Origin of the sequence: Brevibacillus sp. FSL K6-0770, from assembly GCF_038000275.1 — a bacterium.
Lineage (GTDB): Bacteria > Bacillota > Bacilli > Brevibacillales > Brevibacillaceae > Brevibacillus > Brevibacillus parabrevis.
In genome coordinates this window covers 4,466,150-4,485,544 of record NZ_JBBOBQ010000001.1, presented here as the reverse complement: position 1 = coordinate 4,485,544, position 19,395 = coordinate 4,466,150, and the positions used below count along the sequence as shown (strand labels likewise).

The 19,395-nt window shown below is 52.5% G+C and carries 15 protein-coding genes; 14 read left to right on the top strand and 1 reads right to left on the bottom strand.

All coding sequences use genetic code 11. The annotated features are described in order from the left end of the window. Positions 1-34 precede the first annotated feature (34 nt). A complete protein-coding gene (locus NST23_RS21275; protein ID WP_173599565.1) occupies positions 35-949 on the top strand; it encodes a serine/threonine protein kinase in 915 nt (304 codons plus the stop codon). 4 nt (positions 950-953) lie between these two features. Here NST23_RS21275 and NST23_RS21270 read toward each other — a convergent pair whose 3' ends face one another. Continuing rightward, positions 954-3,014, bottom strand: coding sequence for a VWA domain-containing protein (locus NST23_RS21270; RefSeq protein ID WP_122965924.1), 2,061 nt, complete (start codon positions 3,012-3,014; stop codon positions 954-956). Between the two features lie 550 nt (positions 3,015-3,564). Between NST23_RS21270 and NST23_RS21265 the strand changes: the two genes are divergently transcribed. From NST23_RS21265 to NST23_RS21205, 13 genes are all read left to right on the top strand, one after another. Next, a complete protein-coding gene (locus NST23_RS21265; protein ID WP_122965923.1) occupies positions 3,565-5,733 on the top strand; it encodes a transcriptional regulator in 2,169 nt (722 codons plus the stop codon). Between the two features lie 154 nt (positions 5,734-5,887). Beyond that, positions 5,888-6,313, top strand: coding sequence for a membrane-associated protease 1 (locus NST23_RS21260; protein WP_122965922.1), 426 nt, complete (start codon positions 5,888-5,890; stop codon positions 6,311-6,313). 153 nt (positions 6,314-6,466) lie between these two features. Continuing rightward, complete coding sequence (locus NST23_RS21255; protein ID WP_173598225.1) at positions 6,467-6,931, top strand: DnaJ domain-containing protein; 465 nt, start codon at positions 6,467-6,469, stop codon at positions 6,929-6,931. 228 nt (positions 6,932-7,159) lie between these two features. Further along, positions 7,160-7,717, top strand: coding sequence for an FHA domain-containing protein (locus NST23_RS21250; protein ID WP_122965920.1), 558 nt, complete (start codon positions 7,160-7,162; stop codon positions 7,715-7,717). A gap of 39 nt (positions 7,718-7,756) precedes the next feature. Further along, the gene (locus NST23_RS21245) at positions 7,757-8,290 is read left to right on the top strand and encodes an FHA domain-containing protein (RefSeq protein ID WP_122965919.1); all 534 of its coding nucleotides are present in this window, start codon (positions 7,757-7,759) and stop codon (positions 8,288-8,290) included. 5 nt (positions 8,291-8,295) lie between these two features. Then, entirely contained in the window at positions 8,296-9,135 is an 840-nt protein-coding gene (locus tag NST23_RS21240) for a PP2C family protein-serine/threonine phosphatase (RefSeq protein WP_217022400.1), read from the top strand. A 49-nt stretch (positions 9,136-9,184) separates the two neighbouring features. Next, the gene (locus NST23_RS21235; protein WP_217022374.1) at positions 9,185-11,254 is read left to right on the top strand and encodes a serine/threonine protein phosphatase; all 2,070 of its coding nucleotides are present in this window, start codon (positions 9,185-9,187) and stop codon (positions 11,252-11,254) included. Beyond that, on the top strand, positions 11,254-12,531 hold the full coding sequence (locus NST23_RS21230) for a normocyte-binding protein (protein WP_122965996.1): 1,278 nt from the start codon (positions 11,254-11,256) through the stop codon (positions 12,529-12,531). Before NST23_RS21235 ends, NST23_RS21230 begins: the two co-directional genes overlap by 1 nt. Next, the gene (locus NST23_RS21225) at positions 12,522-13,217 is read left to right on the top strand and encodes an iron-dependent peroxidase (RefSeq protein WP_122965916.1); all 696 of its coding nucleotides are present in this window, start codon (positions 12,522-12,524) and stop codon (positions 13,215-13,217) included. Before NST23_RS21230 ends, NST23_RS21225 begins: the two co-directional genes overlap by 10 nt. Before the next feature lie 51 nt (positions 13,218-13,268). Further along, the gene (locus tag NST23_RS21220) at positions 13,269-15,923 is read left to right on the top strand and encodes a molecular chaperone (RefSeq protein ID WP_173598226.1); all 2,655 of its coding nucleotides are present in this window, start codon (positions 13,269-13,271) and stop codon (positions 15,921-15,923) included. A 42-nt stretch (positions 15,924-15,965) separates the two neighbouring features. After that, positions 15,966-16,742, top strand: a complete 777-nt coding sequence (locus NST23_RS21215) for a DNA and RNA helicase (protein WP_217022373.1) — start codon at positions 15,966-15,968, stop codon at positions 16,740-16,742. A 49-nt stretch (positions 16,743-16,791) separates the two neighbouring features. Beyond that, on the top strand, positions 16,792-18,273 hold the full coding sequence (locus NST23_RS21210) for a contractile injection system protein, VgrG/Pvc8 family (RefSeq protein WP_173598228.1): 1,482 nt from the start codon (positions 16,792-16,794) through the stop codon (positions 18,271-18,273). Positions 18,274-18,288: 15 nt separating this feature from the next. After that, on the top strand, positions 18,289-19,389 hold the full coding sequence (locus tag NST23_RS21205) for a pentapeptide repeat-containing protein (RefSeq protein WP_242774753.1): 1,101 nt from the start codon (positions 18,289-18,291) through the stop codon (positions 19,387-19,389). The last annotated feature ends 6 nt before the right edge of the window (positions 19,390-19,395 follow it).

Sequence of the window (19,395 nt, the reverse complement as noted above, 5' to 3'; positions counted from 1 at the left end):
GAAAGATGCCAGGGAGGAGTGAACCGAAAGACGGATGGAGCTGAAAAAAGGCACGATTTTGCGGGGAGCCTACCGGATCAAAAAGACCGTCTCCACGAGCGAGCTGTCCCATGTGTATCTCGTTTACCACATGGAGGCCAAAAAGACGAGAATTGTGAAGGAGTTTTTCCCGAGAGCACTGGCGATGCGCGACTTGGATAACCGCAGCGTCATCTGCCGGAAGCCATCGTCAAAAGCGCGATTTCAGACGCTGCTGGAGAGCTTTTGGCAGGAAGCGGCGATTTTGCAGGAGCTGCGCCATGAGCATATCGCTCCTTATGTCGATCACTTTGCAGAAAATGGGACAGGCTATCTGGTCGTGGAGTATTGCAAAGGCAAGACGCTTGACCAGTTTGTGCAAGAGCAAGGGGAGCTGGATGTCGCTGCTTTCGTGCAGACAACCGTGCTCCCGCTCCTGGCAAGCTTGGACTACATCCACAAGCAAGGGATCATCCATCGGGATATCAAGCCGCAAAACATCGTGATGACCGATGAGGGAAAGCCGATGCTGATTGATTTCGGCTCGGCTATTCGCTTTGCAACCGACGCCCCCCGCCAGATCGTGACGACGGAAGGATACTCTCCGCTCGAATTTTATTCCAGCCAGTCCCGACAAGGTGTTTTTTCCGATGTGTACAGCTTGTCGGCTACTCTCTATTTTTGCCTGACCAGGCACCGTCCGGCCGATGTGGCGACGCGAGTGATCGAGGATCGGCTGCCGTCCGTTCGCGAGCTGAATCCGACTGTGCCGCGGCTGATCGCGAATGTCATTGCGTGGGGCATGGCAGTCGAGGCGAAAAAAAGATGCCCCTCACTTCGGGTGCTGGCAGCAGCCGTCCGTGCGGAGCATCTGTTGAGAGCGGGCAAGTCTCGCTTGCAGACCCCCTTTCTCGCAAGCAAAAGCAAATAGTCCGTTATGCCGTTTCCCAGTTCCCAGCTTGGTGGGGGCTGGGTTTGCTTTCTTTGTAGCGCAGTTCAATCTCGGTGACATGATCCTCAAACGTCACGTAAATTTTGTCGTTGTAGTGGAGCACCACTTTTTTATGGCGAGGCAAAATGTCCTTGCCTTTTTGCAGTGTGCACTGGCTGTGGCTGATCATGACCAAAGTCTGGTTTTTCCCTGGCTGGAAGTAAATTTTGTGTGCTTCCGGCAGGTGCTCGTTGACGTCGAGGCTTGAAAACAGCTCGTGGAGCGTGATGCGTTGCTTTTTGCCAAACGCGGCGAGCGGCCAAAACTTCACGGGAATGTCGTTGCCGCTGGCGGTGTGAAGAAAATACCCTTCCAAACGGCCGCTAAAATTCGGTTTCGGGCGCATGAACCAGTAGGCGCCTGCGCCAATTGCGGCAAGAGCGAGAACAATCAGTCCGATTGTGATGTAGCGATCCCAGACAGAATGAACCGTGATGACAAGCGAGCCAGTCACGCTTGCCCCTTCGGAATCGGTAGCCGTGATAGTGATCGCGGAAGTGCCGCTTTTGCTCGGCACGAGCTTCAACCCGGATTCGTGGATGCTTGCCCCAAAATGATCGGCGGGAGTAGGAGAGACGATCGCATAGGTGAGCTTGTCCTGATTGGCATCGGTGAAATAAGCAGCGAGGTCAATTGTCTGCTCGCCGTTTTCCTTTTCGATGGTCAGCTTGTTTTTGGCTACTGCCACGGGCGCGATGTTGGCGATTTCGAATGTTTTGCTTGCCGTCTCGCGGTAAAAGTCCGGGCCGCTCATGAAAATTTTCCACTGGTACTGCCCGGAGTGCGGGAACACATAGTCGGTTGTGAAGACCGTTCCCCCGTTTTTCAGCGGAATTTTTTCGGTTTGCTTTTTCGCGATGTCGGTGACGATCAATTCGGCCTGCATCAAACCGTAGACGTCCCGATCTTCCAGGCGCTGATTGCCCTCCAGCTGGGTCAAATAAGTCGTGAAGGTCGCCGGATTGCCTTTGGAGACAGGATCAGGTGCAACCTGTACATCGGCTTTCAGACTGTAGTTGCCCAGCAAATTGACTTTGACCAGGTCGCCCGGCCGTCCGCGGAATTTGACCAGATAGCTCCCCTTTGTCGGCTGCTCGATTTTCATCAGAGAGTATTTTTTCGATTGGATAAAATGCACATTTTTCGACTGGTAGTAGACTTGTGACTCCAGCAGCGGATGGTTCGACAACAGCACGATGTTCGCTTCCTGCATGCTGGCGTTCGGGATGTTTACCGTGACCTCTTGCAAGCTTCCCGTCGCCGTCATGGCTGCTACCGACACAAGCTGCGACTGGATGTGCTTCGCAAAAATTTGATTGAAAATCTCCGGCAAATCATCTGTGCTTTGCGTGACAAAAGAAGTCCCGCCTGTCGTCTCCGCGATTTTTTTCAGCTGCTCTTTTTGCACAGAGCCATCGCTGTTCAGCCCGATTGTGTAGATCGGGTAGCCCTCCGCTTTCGCTTTTGCCATAACCGACTCCACATCTTTGTTCGATGCCGCGACGCTTCTGCCATTGGCGTTTTGGCGCAGATCGGTTCCCCCATCCGAGAGCAGGATCAAAAACGGCTTTCGCGATTGATCCTTCGCTCTGGCAATCAGTTCTTCCCCTTTTCGCAAGCCAAGCCCCATATCGGAATATCCCGAATAACGCAACCCTTGAATCTTGCTTTTCAACTGCTCGCGCTGTCTGCTCTCCGCCATGCTGGTGAGCGGCTGCGTCTGGACGATTCGATCATTATAGGCGACAAAGCCGATCCGGGTACGACTAGCTTCGCTCATGTCGATAAACATGCCCATGACCTCGGCAGCTGTTTTCCCAGGGTCTGTCTGGTTCATCGAATTGCTCGTATCAATGACAAAAACCGCATCGATTCCTGCTTCACCCGTCCCGGTTGCCCCGCTTGGAAGGGGAGAGAAAAGGAGGAGGAAAGGCAGGAGGATACCGCTAACCACCCATTTGAACGCCAGGGAGAACGGAGGAGGATGTCCAGTTTTTTTGTACATGTTTTCACTCTTTTCCTTAAAAGTTTGCAAATTGTTCACATTTTGCTGCAACAGGACTATTTGCCCATAAATCAACTTCCGGCTAAACGGCGGACACCATTTTGCCGAGGTATATAAAGTGAAATAATAGCCTTTTTTGTAAAAATAAGGTTTATTCTGTCCTTTCTTGTCAGTATTTCGAGTTATGGGCGCATCCGGCGCTGTGCGGGCAGGGCGGCAGAAGTAGGGACAAAGTAAGGTGTGATGCTGGTTTTGTCGGGAAAAGTAGGCGGGAAGACTCCCTGGATTCAGCATAAAGTGCTCAACCAGAAAAAGGAAGATGAGTGGAATAAAATGGGTCTAAATACCAGAAACGGTAATGGTGCACATAGGAAAATTGTCATAATAGAGGGTTTGTTGACAAAATATGGCGAGCGAGTTTAATTTAGAGGCAAGATTTTTGGTTTTATTGGGATTTATGTAATCAACTGTAATTGATTGTGGAAGTAGGACTCATACACTCCTGAGTTAGGACCACGCATTTACGAGAGACAAAAGGAAGGGGTCATTTATGGACATTATTAACCAGACCAACAGAACCATGCTGTTCGAAGAGATCAACCCGGAGAAACTCGACCTCATCACGATTGTAGGCGACGTCAAGGGCATCGACAGTTTGAGCGACGACAAGATCAAGGAAATCAACGAGCATTTGCTTGTGAAAAGCTTCGATGAGTTTTTGGACAAGTTCTCCCCGACTGTCTATTCGTTCTACAACGCCGTAAACCAAAAGGTTATGTACACCTTGAAAAAGCCTGATGGCATTGCGGAAGATGCGATTTCCGAGATCAAGATCGACCAGAGCAATGACTTTTTGAAAATGCTGTTCACACTGATCGATACTAAGCGCAGCCAGGGAATCACGAACGTCGACTTTAAATTCGAGAATCTGCTGGACATGATCTCCCCGAAAAAAGTGATGGACGATATCCGTCAGGTGCGTAAAGAGATTCACTACTTGTACAGCCACTACGAAAAGCTGGACGATGGCGATCCGAAGAAGCTCGATCTCGGCGACAAGCTGAACATCATGTTTGAAGATGCGAGCAAAAACTACAACAACGTCATGGCCATGCTCCCGCTCGCGATTGAAGATATCAAGACCCGTCTGCTTCTCGGCGGGGCGCAAGAGGAGAACCAGTCGGAAGCGATTCAGATCGGGATGCTGACGATCGGGGAAAACGGTGAGCTGAAAATCATCGAAGCGCCGAAAAGCGACAGCCGCGAGCTGATGGTTCTCGACGAGGGCAACGGCAACGGATTGATGAACGTGTTCGAGGATGATTACGAGTCGATTACCGAAACGCCGTCCTCCTATGTCAAAGATTTGGTAGTGCGCACGTTCTGCCCGCTGCCTGCCGTTCATAGCGAGATCGACATTGAGACAGAGGTGCAAAACTACAACACGTACCTCGAATTTTATAAAAACGCGAAGGATGACTTCGTGAAAACAGTCAAGCCGCTGGTCGAGAAAATTCTCGGCGTGAAAATGTTCTTCGATCAGTACGTGACCAAGAACAAAGGCATGCAGCCTGCGATGCTCATCACCAACACCAAGCTGGACATGCTGGTGAAAAGCAGCAACATCCCGCGCCTGGAGACGTATCTCAACACCGTCAACGCGAAAAACGACTTCACCGATACGATCTGGTTCGGAATCGTGCCTTCCATCGACATGGAAGCTGGCGCCAAAGCGAAAGTCACACGCGAGCGCTTCCGCGGCAACGAAAAGGTCGTCAAACAGGACGGCAATACGATGGAGTCGCTGACGATGCTGCTGCAAGTAGTCAAAGACTTCAAGGTCCAAATTTTCTTCAGCTTCAGCACGGGCGAAGAGACGACCTTCAACAGCATGGCGACTGCCGGCATCGACAAGTACATCGACAAGTGCGGCGTGCTTGTGCGCAAGGAGTACAGCGAGTTTGCGATCCCGTGCGTTCCGAACTTTACGATTATTCCGAAGGACAAATCGGGAGTGGTCATCGACAGCCGCATGCTGCAAACCGAAGACGGCGTGAAGCTGTCGCAGGAAAAAGAAGACATCCTGAAGCTGTGGATCGAAGGCGTTTACGTCGGAGCGAGCTACGTAGCGGCAGGGATTGTGGCGGCGTATCAGTGTCCGGAGTATTTGCGCGAAGCATTCAAGGTGGTCAGCCGCGAGTATCCAGGCGTGCGCTTTGACATCGAAGCGGGCGAAAACGGTCTGCGTGCGATTACGACCATGGCCAAGGAAATCTCCGGCTTTACGAACAACATCAAAGATTCGATCAACCGCAAAAACTTTGGCTTTGTCTTCTCTTCGGAAAATGCGCAAATCCAGGGCAAGGATATCAAGCGAATCACGGTGTACAAGGCGCGCAGCCTGGCGATGGCCGAGGATGGCTTCGATTCCATCTACAAAACGCTGGTCAGCACCTACATCGAGCGGATTCTCCGCTTCCAGACGGGCGATTTCAAGCACGACAACATCGTCAAATTTTTCAGCAACAACCCGAGCAGCCAAAAGAGCAAATGGCTCGGCACACGCGGCTTTGTCAACTCCATCATTCAGGATGGCGACGACATGAGCTATATCATCGACGACAAGAGCAATCTGTGCCACATCGATCTGATCTTCAATGGCAATGTGAAAAATCTGGAAGTCACGATCACGAAGGGTACGACTCCTGTCAAAGCTTAGTACCTGATTTCAGTCGGGAGAGCTTTTTATGAAATGGATTCACACATTACGCAGGTGGCTAGAGGTGTGCTTTCCAAAGCGCACCCTTACACATAAGCCTCGAAGCCCATCCGGTCATTCGAGAGCACACATATACGCCAAGGAGGTTTTTTTCATGGGTTTTCGACTCAAAGTAGAAGGTTCCGAAACAATCGAGCTGGGAATGGACAACATCCAAACAGTCAAGTACGACACGGATACTCCAGATGATTCCAACGCTCGTTCCACTGACGTAGGGGCAACACTGCGTCTGACAGGCAAAATCATTACAGCAACGGACGGCGACAGCGCCGATGACACGATGAAGCTGGCTCTGTGGTCTTTGGTTCCAGCGGAAAAAGCAGACTGCTACCGCAAAGTGACACTGGAAGTGATCGCTGCTGACCAGGTCATTCGCAAAATCTACTTCCCGAACGCTTTCGTCGTCGATTACAACGAGACATTCGGCGATACAGAAGGTGTTGGTACATTCAGCATCTTCATCAAACAAAAGAAAGACAAAACCGAGTTCGCGAAAATCGAAGGCGGCTACGCTGTCTAGTCTTTTGCCGCGAAGGACTGGCCAAACGGTCGCGTCCAGCGGATCGACCGCAAGCGGTCACAGCTTCTTTTCTTTCAAAAGAGTAAACGAGCCGTACCTTGAAAGCCGTGTTCAAGGTACGGTTTTCCAAAAAGCCAGACAGAGGGTGCTGTGGTGAAAAATTATTACGAGATTTTGGGGCTTGCGAAGACGGCCTCCCAAAACGACATCAAAAAAGCGTACCGACAGTTGGCGAAGCAGCACCATCCCGATGTGAATGCGGGGAGCAAGGAGTCCGAACAGCTTTTCAAAGATATAACAGAGGCGTACCAGACTTTGCAGGACGAGTCTGCGCGGGAAGCCTACGACGCGCGTTACGAAGCGTTTGTCCAGGGAAGAGGACAAGCCCGTGAAAGAAACGGCGCTGAGCAAGCAAGGGCGCAGGGCCAGGCGAAAGCGAACCAGCAGCGAGCGAATCCGGGCGCTTCGATGGAAGATTTGCACAAGACGTTTGAGCAGTTTTTCGGCTTTCATCCGAAAACAGGAGAGGTCAACGAGAAGAGCATGAACCGCGGCAAAAAAAATCCGCTGGATACGACAGATATGTTCGAGCAGTTTTTTCGCATGAAGAAAAAATAAGACGCTGTCACCCAAGACAGAGCAGCTAACCAAACAGACGGCATACCTAAAAAGGAAAAATCGGGCGACATCCTGACAGCAGGCGAAGAGACCGAAACGATGACAAGGCGGATGGCCGCTCTTTTATGGACATAGAAGCACCGAACCTGCTCCTTTCTTTGGATGGATGTCAGCCAAAAACCATTCTCCCAAAGCTTGGGGCACTTTTTCGTAAGGGAGGTACTCAAGATGGCAAAGAAAAGCAAGGCTTATCAAAAATCTGTCAGGGTAAAGCTGATCGAGCTGTTGATTGCAATTCTTTTGTTTGGCGAACTCATTTATGTTTTCGGCTACACGGACAGCAACGCTCTGAAGATTTTTACGGGAATTGCCTTTGGGCTTTTTTTATTCGGCATGTTTATTGTCACGGTCGGAAGCCCGGACGAGAAGGAGGACAGGAAGGAAACAGGCATTTCCAAGCTCGTGCTGCTGGACGAGGACGGCGAGAGCGTGAAGGAGTGGTTTATCCAGGGAGCGACCTCGCTTTTGATCGGCAAAAACACGAACCAGAACGAAGTCGACATCGACTTGTCTGACGCCGAGTACGCTGCTCTGATCAGCAAACAGCATGCAGTGCTCAACCATGCTTCGGGCAACTGGTTTATCGAGGATGTTCACTCCCGCAACGGCACTGGAATCAAACAGCCGAACAGCCGCGACAAGAACAAGCTGGAAATCGAGCAGCCGCACAAAGTGAAGGCGGGCGACATCATTTACATAGCCAATACACGCTTGCTGCTGAAGTAGACGAGCAGGTGGAGAGACACGAAACGGGGGAAGACTTGAATGAGTTTGACGAGATGCGCAAATGGACACATGTTTAGCACGAGAAAACACGGCAGCACTTGCCCGTATTGCAGCCTGGTGGTAGAGCCTGCGGCAAAGGCGGAGAACCGAATGCCTGCCAGGGGCGGCGACGAAGATGACAAGACCATGCCTTACTTGGGGGAGACAGAAGGCATCGAGCCTGTCACAGGCTGGCTGGTCTGCATCGATGGGCCACAGCAAGGACAAGACTACCGCATCATGGCAGAAAAAAACTTCATCGGACGCTCCGAGGATATGCATATCCGCATCATCGGGGATAACAAAATTTCTCGCAGAAACCATGCCGTCATCGTCTACGATCCGAAAAAGCGCAATTTCTACCTGCTCCCCGGCGATGCCTCCGGTCTGGCTTACCACAATAACGAAGCGGTGTACACGCCAGTCGAGCTGACTGCCTATGACGTCATCCAGCTTGGCGGCAGTACGTTTATTTTCATCCCGCTGTGCGGGGTTCACTTTGAATGGGACAACGCAAGCAAAGGCAAGGAATGATGAGCATGTTTGCACAGGAGATCATTCCTTATCTGGTTGTGTTTGCCGTCATAGCTGTCATCATTTGGTTGTTTCGCGTTCGTGCCGCTTGGATCAGAGAGGAAAAGCATCCGGTCATTCAGATTGGCAATGGACAGACGATTGGCAGAAGAGCAGAGCAGGATGACTATTTTGCCACGACAACGACCTCGCACGGAACGATTGCTGTGCTGGCAGACGGCATCAGCGGCCTTGCCAACGGCAGACTGGCATCGACTTTGGCCGTCCAGACGTTTATTCGCGAGTTCGCCAAGCTGGACCATCCGCGCCACCTCTCTCTTTTCTTTTCCCGAGCCGCTACGCTTGCCAACGGGGAGATTTTGCAGGCGCTAAAAGGCAGCCGGGGAGGCACTACGCTGGTTGCGGCAGTCATTCACGACGGCATGCTGCATTGGGGCGCGGTCGGGGATAGTGTCCTGACTGTTTTTCGCGGGGGAGAATTTATCCCGATCAATCAAAAGGACATTTACGAATCGGTGTTGGAAGAGCGTTTTCTCGCGGGGGAAATCAGCAAAGACGAAGCGATCAGCCATCCAAAGAAAAAGCAGCTGATCAATTACCTCGGCTACGAAGGCTTTCATAATATCGAGATTGGCCGCGAACCTTTTCCGCTGGAGAAGGGCGACAAGGTGATTCTGATCAGCGACGGCGTCTACGATACGTTGACAGAAGTGGAGCTGGAGAAAATCTTGTTTCAGAACATTTCCTCCCACGATGCTGCCGAGCAAATCATCGATGCCGTCGAGAGCAAGCAAAAAGCCAACCAGGACAACGCGACCATTCTGATTTTGGAAAAAGGTTGGTGAGGGCGAGGGCAGCAGCATCCGGAAGAGAAGGAGGAGCGGGTAGTTAAGGATGAGAAGGGACAACAGTGAATTTGTAACCGGATTTTTGTCCGAGTCAGGCACGCATGTGCGCAACAAGGATTACTTTGCCTACACCGAACTGGATGATATTGCTTGCTGGGTGATCGCCCGCGGCTTGGATACGGATCAGGAAGTGCAGAGCGCCGAGCTTGCGGTCAAAAGCGTCCTGGGACACTTTATGCAAAAGCCGTCTCTCTCCCGCTATCGCATCAGCCGCTACTTGCAGGAAGCGCATCGCGTGCTCCGGCAGGAGAGCCATCGGGTGCGGCTGAAGGCCAGTCTGACGCTGATCGTCACCGACTATGCCCGCGTCGTTTACGGTGTGGCCGGGAACACGAGACTGTATATGTTTCGCAACGGACGGCTGCATTTGCGGAGCAAGGACCAGAGTCTGTCGCAACAGATGGCGGATGGAGAAGAAATCGCAGAGGACGTGCTTGACTGCCACGAGGAGCGCCACAATCTGTTGAATTACTTGGGAACGCCGGATGAATTTCGCCCGTACATTTCCAAAAAGCTGCCGCTGTACGACGGAGACGTCTTGCTTTTGACCACTCCGGGGGTGTGGGAGGGAGTCGGTCCAGCCGAGATGCAGGACGCGCTTGAGGAAGCAAAAGATCCCGAAGCGCTGATCGATACGGTGGAGGATGTCTTGTTGAGCAAACAGCAGCGTGTGGTGAACAACTATACGGCTGCGGCGATTTTTGCCAACAAGATTTTCAAGACCGATCCGCAGAAAAAGTGGCGGATTATCAAGCGGGTCGCGATTATCGTCCTGTTGCTTGCCTTGACAGGAGGCGGCGCCCTTTTGTTCAAGATGAAGGAAGCCGAGAGAATCGCCGATGCTGCGACAGGCATGTTCGAGCACGAGCAGAACGGGGATGCGTTTATCGAAGAAAGCGACTATCCGAAAGCGCTCAAGGAATACAGCGAAGCGCGCAATGCCGCCAACATCGTCAAGGACAAAATCCACGCGGCGCTTCTGAACAAAAAGCAGCGAATCACCCAGCTCATCGTGGACGGGGATACGGCGATGAAGGACGAGCAGTATCAGAAAGCGCTGGAAAAATACGACAAGGCGCTCAAGGAAATGAAAGACCGGGACGATTTCAACGAGCCGGAGATTGCTGCCAAAAAGGAAAAGACCGAATCGTATTTGCTCGTGATGCAGTGGAAGAAGGAAGGCGACATGCTGTTCGAGGCGCAAGACTACGAAGGGGCTGCCGCCTTTTATCAAAAGGCGAGAAAGCTGGCGCTGGAATCGTCCTACCTCACGGGGGAAAAAGAGATTCGGGCGAAGCTGGACGAGGTGGAAGCGAAGAAAACGGGCATCAGCAAAGAGCAGAAAATGCTGTCCGCAGACAAGCTGGAGAAAAAAGGCGACGACAGCTACGCCGCTGGCGATTTTGCGGCGGCCATCGAATCGTACACGATGGCGCAGGAGATGTATCAGGAAATCGGCGTGCTGGAAAAGGTTTTGGCGATGGAGCGCAAAGTGACCAAGGTGGAGGAAAAGCTGAATCCGCCAGCCGCAGTGCCTGTTGTTGCTGCTGAGCAAAGCACGCCGCAGGTTGTGCCATCGGCTGCGCAGCAGCAAGGGGGCAATGCGGGTCAAGTCAGCAACACGACTCCGGCAACAACCCCAGCTTCGGCGGCGCAGCAGCAAGCGGGCAATGCGGGTCAAGCCAGCCCACCGACTTCGGCAACAACTCCACCCCCGGCGGTACAGCAGCAAGCGCCCAAACCGGGTCAAGCGGCCATCTCGACTTCGGCAGCAACTCCACCCCCGGCGGTACAGCAGCAAGGGGGTAATGCGGGGCATGCGTCCACCCCGAGTCCGGTCGCAACTCCCGCCCCGGCGGTACAGCAGCAAGGGGGCAATGCAGGGCATGTCACCACCCCGAGTCCGGCAGCAACTCCACCCCCGGCAGTGCAGCAACAAGCACCCAAACCGGGTCAATCCGCCAGTCCGGCTCCTTCCGCTCGGCCAGTCGAGGGCAAGTCCGCTGCCGAATCACCAGCCAATCCGGCGCAAAAGGAGGCTGTCAAAGCACCATGATGAAAGAGATCGTACTGGACCGTTTGAACAAAATGGAAGATTTGGAACAGCGCCGGATGCTGAAGCAGATGATGAACAGCGTGTTTTTGCATCTGGTCGAATATCAGGAGGACATGCAAAAGAAGCTGGAGCAGCGGGTCTTCTCCGAATTTGAGGACAAGGAAGAGAAGCACGACATTTACGTCACGCTATGTCAGCGGGATGACTTCGATCCGATTCACGACTATTTGTACCCGATGATTCCGGGCGACGAACAAAAAACATGGTTCGATCGCAAGGAGTTGTTTGAGCAACTCGCCCGACAGGAAGAAGCGGTGCTCATGACGATTTTTCTGGAGTGCGAGTACAGCCGTCTCCAATCGCTTGCGCATGGCAAGCGGCATTTTCAGGGGCGTTTGACGACAGCGGAGCATTCGTACCCGATCGAAGTGCGCTTGCAGCCAAACCCGCTGTACGTAAACGAGCTGGAAAAGCTGTACAACATGTTTCAAAAAAACGGCATGCCGTGGAAAACCGTGAACCATCCGTACGCGAACAAGTTTTTCGACGTCATCCTCGTCTCCTGCGAGGGCGAGCTTGGCGAGGACGAGGAGATCGTGGAGGTGTCCGTCCACCTGGAAGAGTGGGAGCCTTACAAAAAGCTGGATGTCATCCCGCTCTGGAACATCGAACGGCTGGCCTTGAAAAATATCGGCTTCCCCGTGCCTGCTACCGATCGGGTGAACTTCGAGCACGTGCTGTCGCTGCGCAAGACAGGGAGCCAGCACGGGTATTTGGTAGACGGCGACGAAGCGTTGATCCGCTATATCAAGCGCACGCCCGAAGAATTGACCATCGTGTCTCCCCAGGAAAAGTCGGGAATTTGGCACGTCTGCAAAATTACCCAGCCTGTCGAGACGCCTACGTCCCGCCTGCACTATGAACTGGTGTCCAACCGCCGCAAGAGCAGCTTTGTCACCAGCTTCGCGCGCAAGCAAGGAATGCCGGTCCGGGCCAAGGGAGAGATCATTCGCATCGTCCACTCCTTCGAAGCAGCGGAGCAGCTGGAGCTTGTGCATGTGGAAATTCGCGAAAAAAGCAAAGGGACGGCCGCTACGTATGAGATGAATCCGTTTATCAGCGACAATGTCCGCGTGGAGCACGATAAAAAAATCATGCATCTCGGCTTTCGCAAGCGCGGAACCGACAGCTTTATTTTAGAGGATATGATGAGCTTTCTCGTGTCCGAGATTCAGATGTATTTCCCGGAATACAAGTGCGAAGGAGAATGGGCGTGAACTACATCTGGGATCTGGTCATCAAGGCCAGGCGCGCCGGAGTTGCCAAAAGAGACATTACGTTCCAAGCGGCGAAGGTGTACTCGCCTTACATGGAGCTGAGCCAGGAAGCGATCAACGCCAAAACCGTGGAGAAGACGGTAGAAGTGAACCCGTTCTATCGCTTTGACGATATTTTCCGCGAGCTGTTTGATGTCAATTACACGGATGAGCCTGAACTGCGTCACGTCTTGTTTGACATCGTCATTCACCTGTTGGCCGATATCGATCTGGTGCAAGGAATGAACAAGCGAGAATACTACATCCGCTTTGTGTTGCGCGATCTCGAAGCGGGACTGTTCGGCAAAAGGACGGCGGATCACATTCGGTTGTTCACCCAGGAAGAACGTGAAATCATTGCGGGCAATTTGTTGCGACTGTATGAGACGGGAGAAGCAGTTTATTTGCTGCGGGACACGATGCGAAAAATTTTTCCCCGCTCGACCATCTACGCAAACTGCGAGGAGAAGGATGAACTGCTTCTGTATGTCGGGCAGGAGGAGACGGCAGCAGCGCGGGCAAGGCTGGAGCTGATCAAGGACATTTTCCTGCCTGTTCGCTTCCAGACAGAAGTGTATTGGCGCAACCACTTTGGCATTCTCGATGTGGAGGAAACCATGCAAATCGACAGCATGGCAATGTACTAGAAGGCACGTGATTTTGCTAGAAAGTCATGTGGGTGTGGGAGGAGCGTTCTCATGAGTAAAATGTCGTACAAGCTTCATATTCAAAAAGGCAGCATGGACGTCCCGCGAAACGAAACCACGTATACGCGAGATGAGCTGATGGAGATGACGACCTTTCAGCTGCGCAATATTTGTTACAAGGAAAAGCTGGTTGGCTCGGTTGTGAACAATCTCGATCGGGAAGGATTGCTGAACACGATCTTGCGGTTTCGCAGCGCGGAGGAGAGCTTGTTTATCGAAGCAGATACAACAGGCGGCTTTGAACGGATCGAAGCGGCTTTGCATGCCTACTTGAATACGCCGCTGCCTGGGGCGGACTCCATCAAAATCCCGGCGAAGATGAGTTTGTATGCCGGGCTGGCTGTAGACAGGCTGGATGGCTATCGGGTGGAGTCGGCCCAAGGCTTGTCCGAGTCGAATGTCCTGCTCGTCAATGACTACATGGAGCTGTGCGGCATTTTTCAGCTGCGCAAAGAGGCAGACAAGCAGGGACGGTACATGCTGTTTTCCCACAAGGACGTCCCGTGGCGAAAAACCGTGAATCAGAGCTACAGCCTGCTCTTTTTTCGCAAGCAAGACTCGGATTATTTGTACAAAGCATACACCGAGGATAAGCCGCTCCCCCCTGTCAACTTGCACTATTACAAAGTGCCTGTAACGGATCTGGAAATCAGGGAGCTGGAAGAGACGGATGCTGTGCTGGCGATTGATTTCGGCACTTCTTCCACGACCGCTGGCGCTTTTTTGGACCACCAGTATGTCAGCGCCCCTTCCAGCAACGATTTGCTGAATGGCCGAATCAAGCTGAATGCGATCAATTACGTCGCGTTTCCAGACACGACCCAGAAAACAGAAGAGTGGATCGAGGTATTGCCGACCGTTGTCCAGGTAGCAGACTGCTCCGTCGCGCAAGACGTGCGCTACCACATCGGCTACGAAGCGCTGCGCCAGATGAAAAAGAACGGATACAGCTCGCATGCGACCGTATTTTTCGGATTGAAGCGCTGGGTGAACAGCTATCACAAGCTGGAAGAAGTGATGGACAGCCAAGGGAATACGGCCATGGTCAAACGTAGTGACATTTTGCGGCAGTACCTGCTGCATGTCATCCAGACGGCGGAGCATCAGTTCAAGTGTCGGTTTCGGCACTTGCATATCACCAGTCCTGTGAAGCTGAAAACGCAGTTCATCGAGATGTTTACGGACATTTTGCCGGAATACCGCATCGAATCGCAGGATGCGCTGGATGAAGGGATGGCGGTGCTGTTCAACACGATCGCGGACCAGATTGACAAAGACAGCTTCCTCGACGGCGAGACGTACCAAGCGCTGGTCATTGACTGCGGCGGAGGAACGACCGACTTGTCATCGTGCCGCTTTCGCATCGAGGATGGCCACATCTCCTATCGCATCGACATTAGCACGACCTACGAAAACGGCGATACGAACTTTGGCGGCAACAACATCACATACCGGATCATGCAGTTCATGAAAATCGTGTTTGCCGACTACTACAGCAAAGGCCGCCACGTAACCGACATCGACCAACTGATCGACATCCCCGGCTCGGAAATATTCCGGCATGTAGATGAGTTTGGCGTCGATGCTGTCTACGAGCAATTCGAACGGCGCTACCGGGAGGCAGAGGCGCTTTTGCCCACCTGCTACAAAGCTTACGAGAACAAAAGCCGCGACGACTATCAGCGCGTCCGCAACAACTTTCACTTTTTATGGGACCTGGCAGACCATATGAAAAAGGAGTTTTTCCGTCAGACGGGCATTTTGCGCAACCGGTTTACAGCCGAAGGAGAGCAGCGTCAGGAGCAGGATTTGAAGCTGACAGCAGTCGAGCGCTGGGTGCTGTCGATACGCGAGGATGGTCGCTTCCGGGATGTGTACGACTTGCCTGACGTCGTCTTCAACAGCAAAGAAATCAACCATTTGATCAAGGCGGACATTTACGAGATTTTGCGGGTGTTCCTCGACGATTTTTATCAGGAAGGAAAGCTCGCGGACTTTTCCATTATCAAGCTGACCGGGCAGTCGTGCCGGATTGACGTGTTTCGCGAAGCGTTGAAGGAGTTCGTGCCGGGACGCAGCATCGAATTTCGCCAGAGGTCCGAGGACGCAGGAAAAGTACCCGACCTGAAGCTGTCCTGCCTGCGCGGCGCACTTCGTTATCAGAGCGCGAAAAAAGCGGGATTCATCGAAGCGCAAATCACCAATCACGCGCCTGTCGTTCCTTACTCGGTGACGGCGTTCACGCACAACAGACAGGAACGGATACTGATTCGCAGTCAGGAAAAGCTGAGCCAGGTGCATGGGGCCATCTCCCGTCCGTACGGAGTGAGCGAGGTGGAGTTTTTCCTCAAGGAAAGCGACGGACTTTTGCGCAAGCGCTATTTGTACACGGACGACAGAAGCGCGTACAAGCCTGTGCTCTACGAAGAAATCCAGGCCAAGTACGCAAGCCACATTCCCCAGGAAGAAACCGACTCGATTCAAAACGGAGAGGTCAAGTTTTTCGTGTTTTCAGGCGGCAGCGAATGGGGATTCCACGTGGTGCCAGTCGCTCGGCAAAACGAGCAGCTGCTTCTGGGGAAAAAAGTGTTCTTCGCCTTTGAAAGCGATTTGTCCGAGCTGGACTTTTTCGACGGGATGAAATAGCGAGTCAACCTAATCCATATGAACAAGAAGGGGGGAACAGCCTTGTTTTCCCATCTCTCTCCCCAATTTCACAAGGGGCGGATTCTCAAGCGGGAAATGCTCGAAAACTTGCGGGACTATCCGAGACATCTCGCCGAGCTGCATTTTCTCGCCTACACGGACGGAATTATTTCCGGCATGGACGTTGCGGTCGAGGACGGACAGCTCGTCGTCGGCCGCGGCATCATCAAGCATCAAGGCCGGATTTATTTGCTGGATCGCGAGGAACGGCTCCCGTACGAAGCGACAGGCAAGGAGACGATGCTGAAAATACGTTTCGACGAGCAGACGACGTTGACCGACTTTTTGGCGTACGAGACGCACTATGTGCTCGATACGAACATGGACATCGGGACGGATGAGCGCGAGCTGGGCCGTTTCAAGCTCAAGGAAGGCGCGAAGCTGCGCTCGGATTACCCGTATTTTCTCGATTTGACAACAGAGTACAACACGTGGAATTTCACGAATGTGGAATATGCAGGCCAGCAATACCCGACACTCGCTCCGGCGATCTTGCGTTATTTTTCGCACGAGCTGTTGAAGACCAAAACGACAAACGCCTTCGACCTCGCTTTTGCCACGCAAGGAATCAACGCCGAGCGAGTGGAGCGCGACCTGATTCTTCATTATATAAGCACCCGGTTGGGCTTCGGCTATCGCGCCAGCTCCAACCCGCAGATCGTCAGCTATTTGGGGCGTATTTTGGAAGAGGCGAAGAGCGGCGACAAGCCCAAACAAGAGTGGCGGGCGTCCGGGCGGCAGCGGGTGATTGTGGATTAGCGGAAGCGGGATGGCAACAATCAGGCAGTAGCCAGACGGGAGGGATTCGATGAGCAGCCAGTTTTTCACCTACAAGAACATCCAAGTGATGCCGTATGAACTGACTCATTTGCAAACGTTGAAAGTCGTGAAAAAAATGAACGAGCACGCGCGGCTTTGGTTTACCGGAATCATTTCCGAGGAGCAGAAGGATAGCTATGTGAATCAAACCAATTCGCAAACACCTGTCAAAATCGTTTTGACGGACGGAAAAGGAAAGCCGACAGCCTGGTTTGAGGGGATTGTGCTGCGGGTCAATGTCAAAGCGAGTCGGGGCGTGTATTACTTGTCGGTAGAGGCGGTTTCGTACACGTATTTGCTCGATGTCAAAACGAAGAAGCGCTCCTTCCAAAACCCGGCGATGACGTATGCCAATCTGGTGAAGACGGTACTGTCAGCGTATGGTAAAGCCGATTTTATCGACTCGGTTACCAAAGGCAAAACGCTTGGCACCTTTATCATGCAATACGAGGAGACAGACTGGCAGTTTCTGAAAAGAATGGCTTCGCGCTTCTATACCGGTCTTGTTCCCGCCACGACTTTTCCGCTGCCTAAATTTTTCTTTGGACTGCCAAGCGGCCAGGACAAGGGCAAATTGACGGCTGGCCACTACACCGTCCACAAGCGGGTGGGCGAGTTCCAAAGCGATTCGGAAAATAAGATTCCCGGAATCAACGAGCAAGACTATACGGTGTACGAGGTAGAGAGTGAGCAAGTTCTTGAGGTAGGCAACGAAGTCCAGTTCAAAAACAGGCCGCTTGTGGTCGGGGAAGCTGTCTCAGAAATCAAGGACGGCATTTTGACGCATACGTACAAGCTGTTTCCGCGCAAAGGCATGTACCGCAAGAAGCTGTACAATCATGCGATCATCGGGGCTTCCATCCAGGGACGCGTGCTCCAGATCCAAAATGACAATGTGCGGGCCAAGCTGGACATGGATGACCAGCAAGACCAGAGCACAGCTTACTGGTTTCCGTACTCGACGATTTACACATCCGAAAACCAGACGGGCTGGTACGTCATGCCGGAGGTCAACGATCAAATCCGGATTTATTTTCCCAGCAAGAAGGAAGAGGACGGGATAGCTATCAGCTCGGTTCTGAAGGATATTCCAGACGCCAAACCGGATGCCAAGAAAAAGTCAGGCGGCTCGGGAGGCGGAGCTGCTGCCGCAGGAGGAAGCGGCGGCGGAAACGATCGGATGAAAGATCCGGCGGTCAAGACGTTTCGTACGAAATACGGAAAAGAAATTGTGCTGGCTCCCGATAAAATCGTCATTTCCGCGGGGGAGATGTCGATTACGATCAGCGACAAGCACGGAATATCGATTGTGAGCAACCAAAACGTGAACATTACAGCCGGACAAGACATCAACATGTCTGGAAACACGATACACATTAATGCGCAAAAGATCGAGCTGACAGGCAAAGGGAACACGATTACGTTGGAAGACAAAATTGAAATGAAGGGCTCGGAAATCAAGATGAACTAGGAGGCTCGTTCAGCCATGAAAAAAGCGGAAGCGCTCCAGCATCTGTACGAGCAGGTCGCTTTGCCTGCGCTGGAAGAATGTGTTGCGGCTTTGGAATCTTTTTTTCTGGAAAACAGGGAGCGGCTCGTAGCGGATTTTGTGGAAGCGATGCGGCAGTTTGCCATCCAGATTAAAGAAAGGCAGGCACGAGGTGTTATGCCAGCTGTCGGATTTATTCACCTTTCGCTGTTGCGCACGTCCGTGTTGGACGGATCAAACCAATATTTGCTCGAAGCTTATACAGACAAATGGTATTGGGATGAGGCGGCTTGCTTTTCCCGCTATGACGCAGGCTGGGCTTTTCAAGAAATCTCCGGACTTCTGCGACTTTTGGAAGAGCGGCGCAAAAGGTACATGGGCGTGCTGGATGCACCGGATGTAGAACGGATGGTGCTCAAGGAGTTGGACTTTTTTGCCCAATTCGTGACAGCTCTTGCCCGTCTCTCCCTATCAGAAGTGGTCAAGCTGCCAGAGTACAAGCAATTGGAAAAAGCGCAGCGATTTCAAATCCGGGTGGGCGAGTTTAAAGATTTGAGCGAGCCGGTCTATGTGGAAGATATCCAGGCGAGAGAAGAAGAGGAAGCGAGAAAGCTGCTGGAGCAAACAAAAGGGGCGCAGTGTACGCACGAAACATTTGCCAACATGCAGTTGCGCGAGATCAAGGCGGACGGGCTGGATTTGCGATTCAACGACTTTAGCAGCAGTGATCTGGCTAACAGCGAGTTTCGTCAATGCGTGCTGATGGGTACGCGCTGGATCGGCAGCAAGCTGACAAACGCTGACTTTCGCCATTCGTTGCTTTGCGATGCCGATTTTCGCCAAAGCGACCTTCGTGGGGCCAATTTCACTTACACAGACGGACAGACAAGCAATGACAAACGGTATAGGCAACCAGGCTTGCTTGGCATCCGGTTTGATCAGGCGAATCTGGAGGGGGCGGATTTTCGCCATTCTCGTCTATACAGGGCAAGCTTCTGCGGAGCAAATTTACGACAGGCGATCTTTTTGGAACGGGATCAGGATCGGTTTGCGTTGACGGACGAACAACGGGAAGAGATTTGCTGGGCAACGGAATGAAGGAGG

What these genes read in the sequence shown, in the direction of transcription:
- NST23_RS21235 (WP_217022374.1), top strand. Translation starts at nt 9,185, where the DNA reads ATGAGAAGGGACAACAGTGAATTTGTAACCGGATTTTTGTCCGAGTCA.
- NST23_RS21220 (WP_173598226.1), top strand. Translation starts at nt 13,269, where the DNA reads ATGAGTAAAATGTCGTACAAGCTTCATATTCAAAAAGGCAGCATGGAC.
- NST23_RS21270 (WP_122965924.1), bottom strand. Translation starts at nt 3,014, where the DNA reads ATGTACAAAAAAACTGGACATCCTCCTCCGTTCTCCCTGGCGTTCAAA.
- NST23_RS21250 (WP_122965920.1), top strand. Translation starts at nt 7,160, where the DNA reads ATGGCAAAGAAAAGCAAGGCTTATCAAAAATCTGTCAGGGTAAAGCTG.
- NST23_RS21245 (WP_122965919.1), top strand. Translation starts at nt 7,757, where the DNA reads ATGAGTTTGACGAGATGCGCAAATGGACACATGTTTAGCACGAGAAAA.
- NST23_RS21225 (WP_122965916.1), top strand. Translation starts at nt 12,522, where the DNA reads ATGGGCGTGAACTACATCTGGGATCTGGTCATCAAGGCCAGGCGCGCC.
- NST23_RS21230 (WP_122965996.1), top strand. Translation starts at nt 11,254, where the DNA reads ATGAAAGAGATCGTACTGGACCGTTTGAACAAAATGGAAGATTTGGAA.
- NST23_RS21260 (WP_122965922.1), top strand. Translation starts at nt 5,888, where the DNA reads ATGGGTTTTCGACTCAAAGTAGAAGGTTCCGAAACAATCGAGCTGGGA.
- NST23_RS21265 (WP_122965923.1), top strand. Translation starts at nt 3,565, where the DNA reads ATGGACATTATTAACCAGACCAACAGAACCATGCTGTTCGAAGAGATC.
- NST23_RS21240 (WP_217022400.1), top strand. Translation starts at nt 8,296, where the DNA reads ATGTTTGCACAGGAGATCATTCCTTATCTGGTTGTGTTTGCCGTCATA.
- NST23_RS21210 (WP_173598228.1), top strand. Translation starts at nt 16,792, where the DNA reads ATGAGCAGCCAGTTTTTCACCTACAAGAACATCCAAGTGATGCCGTAT.
- NST23_RS21275 (WP_173599565.1), top strand. Translation starts at nt 35, where the DNA reads ATGGAGCTGAAAAAAGGCACGATTTTGCGGGGAGCCTACCGGATCAAA.
- NST23_RS21205 (WP_242774753.1), top strand. Translation starts at nt 18,289, where the DNA reads ATGAAAAAAGCGGAAGCGCTCCAGCATCTGTACGAGCAGGTCGCTTTG.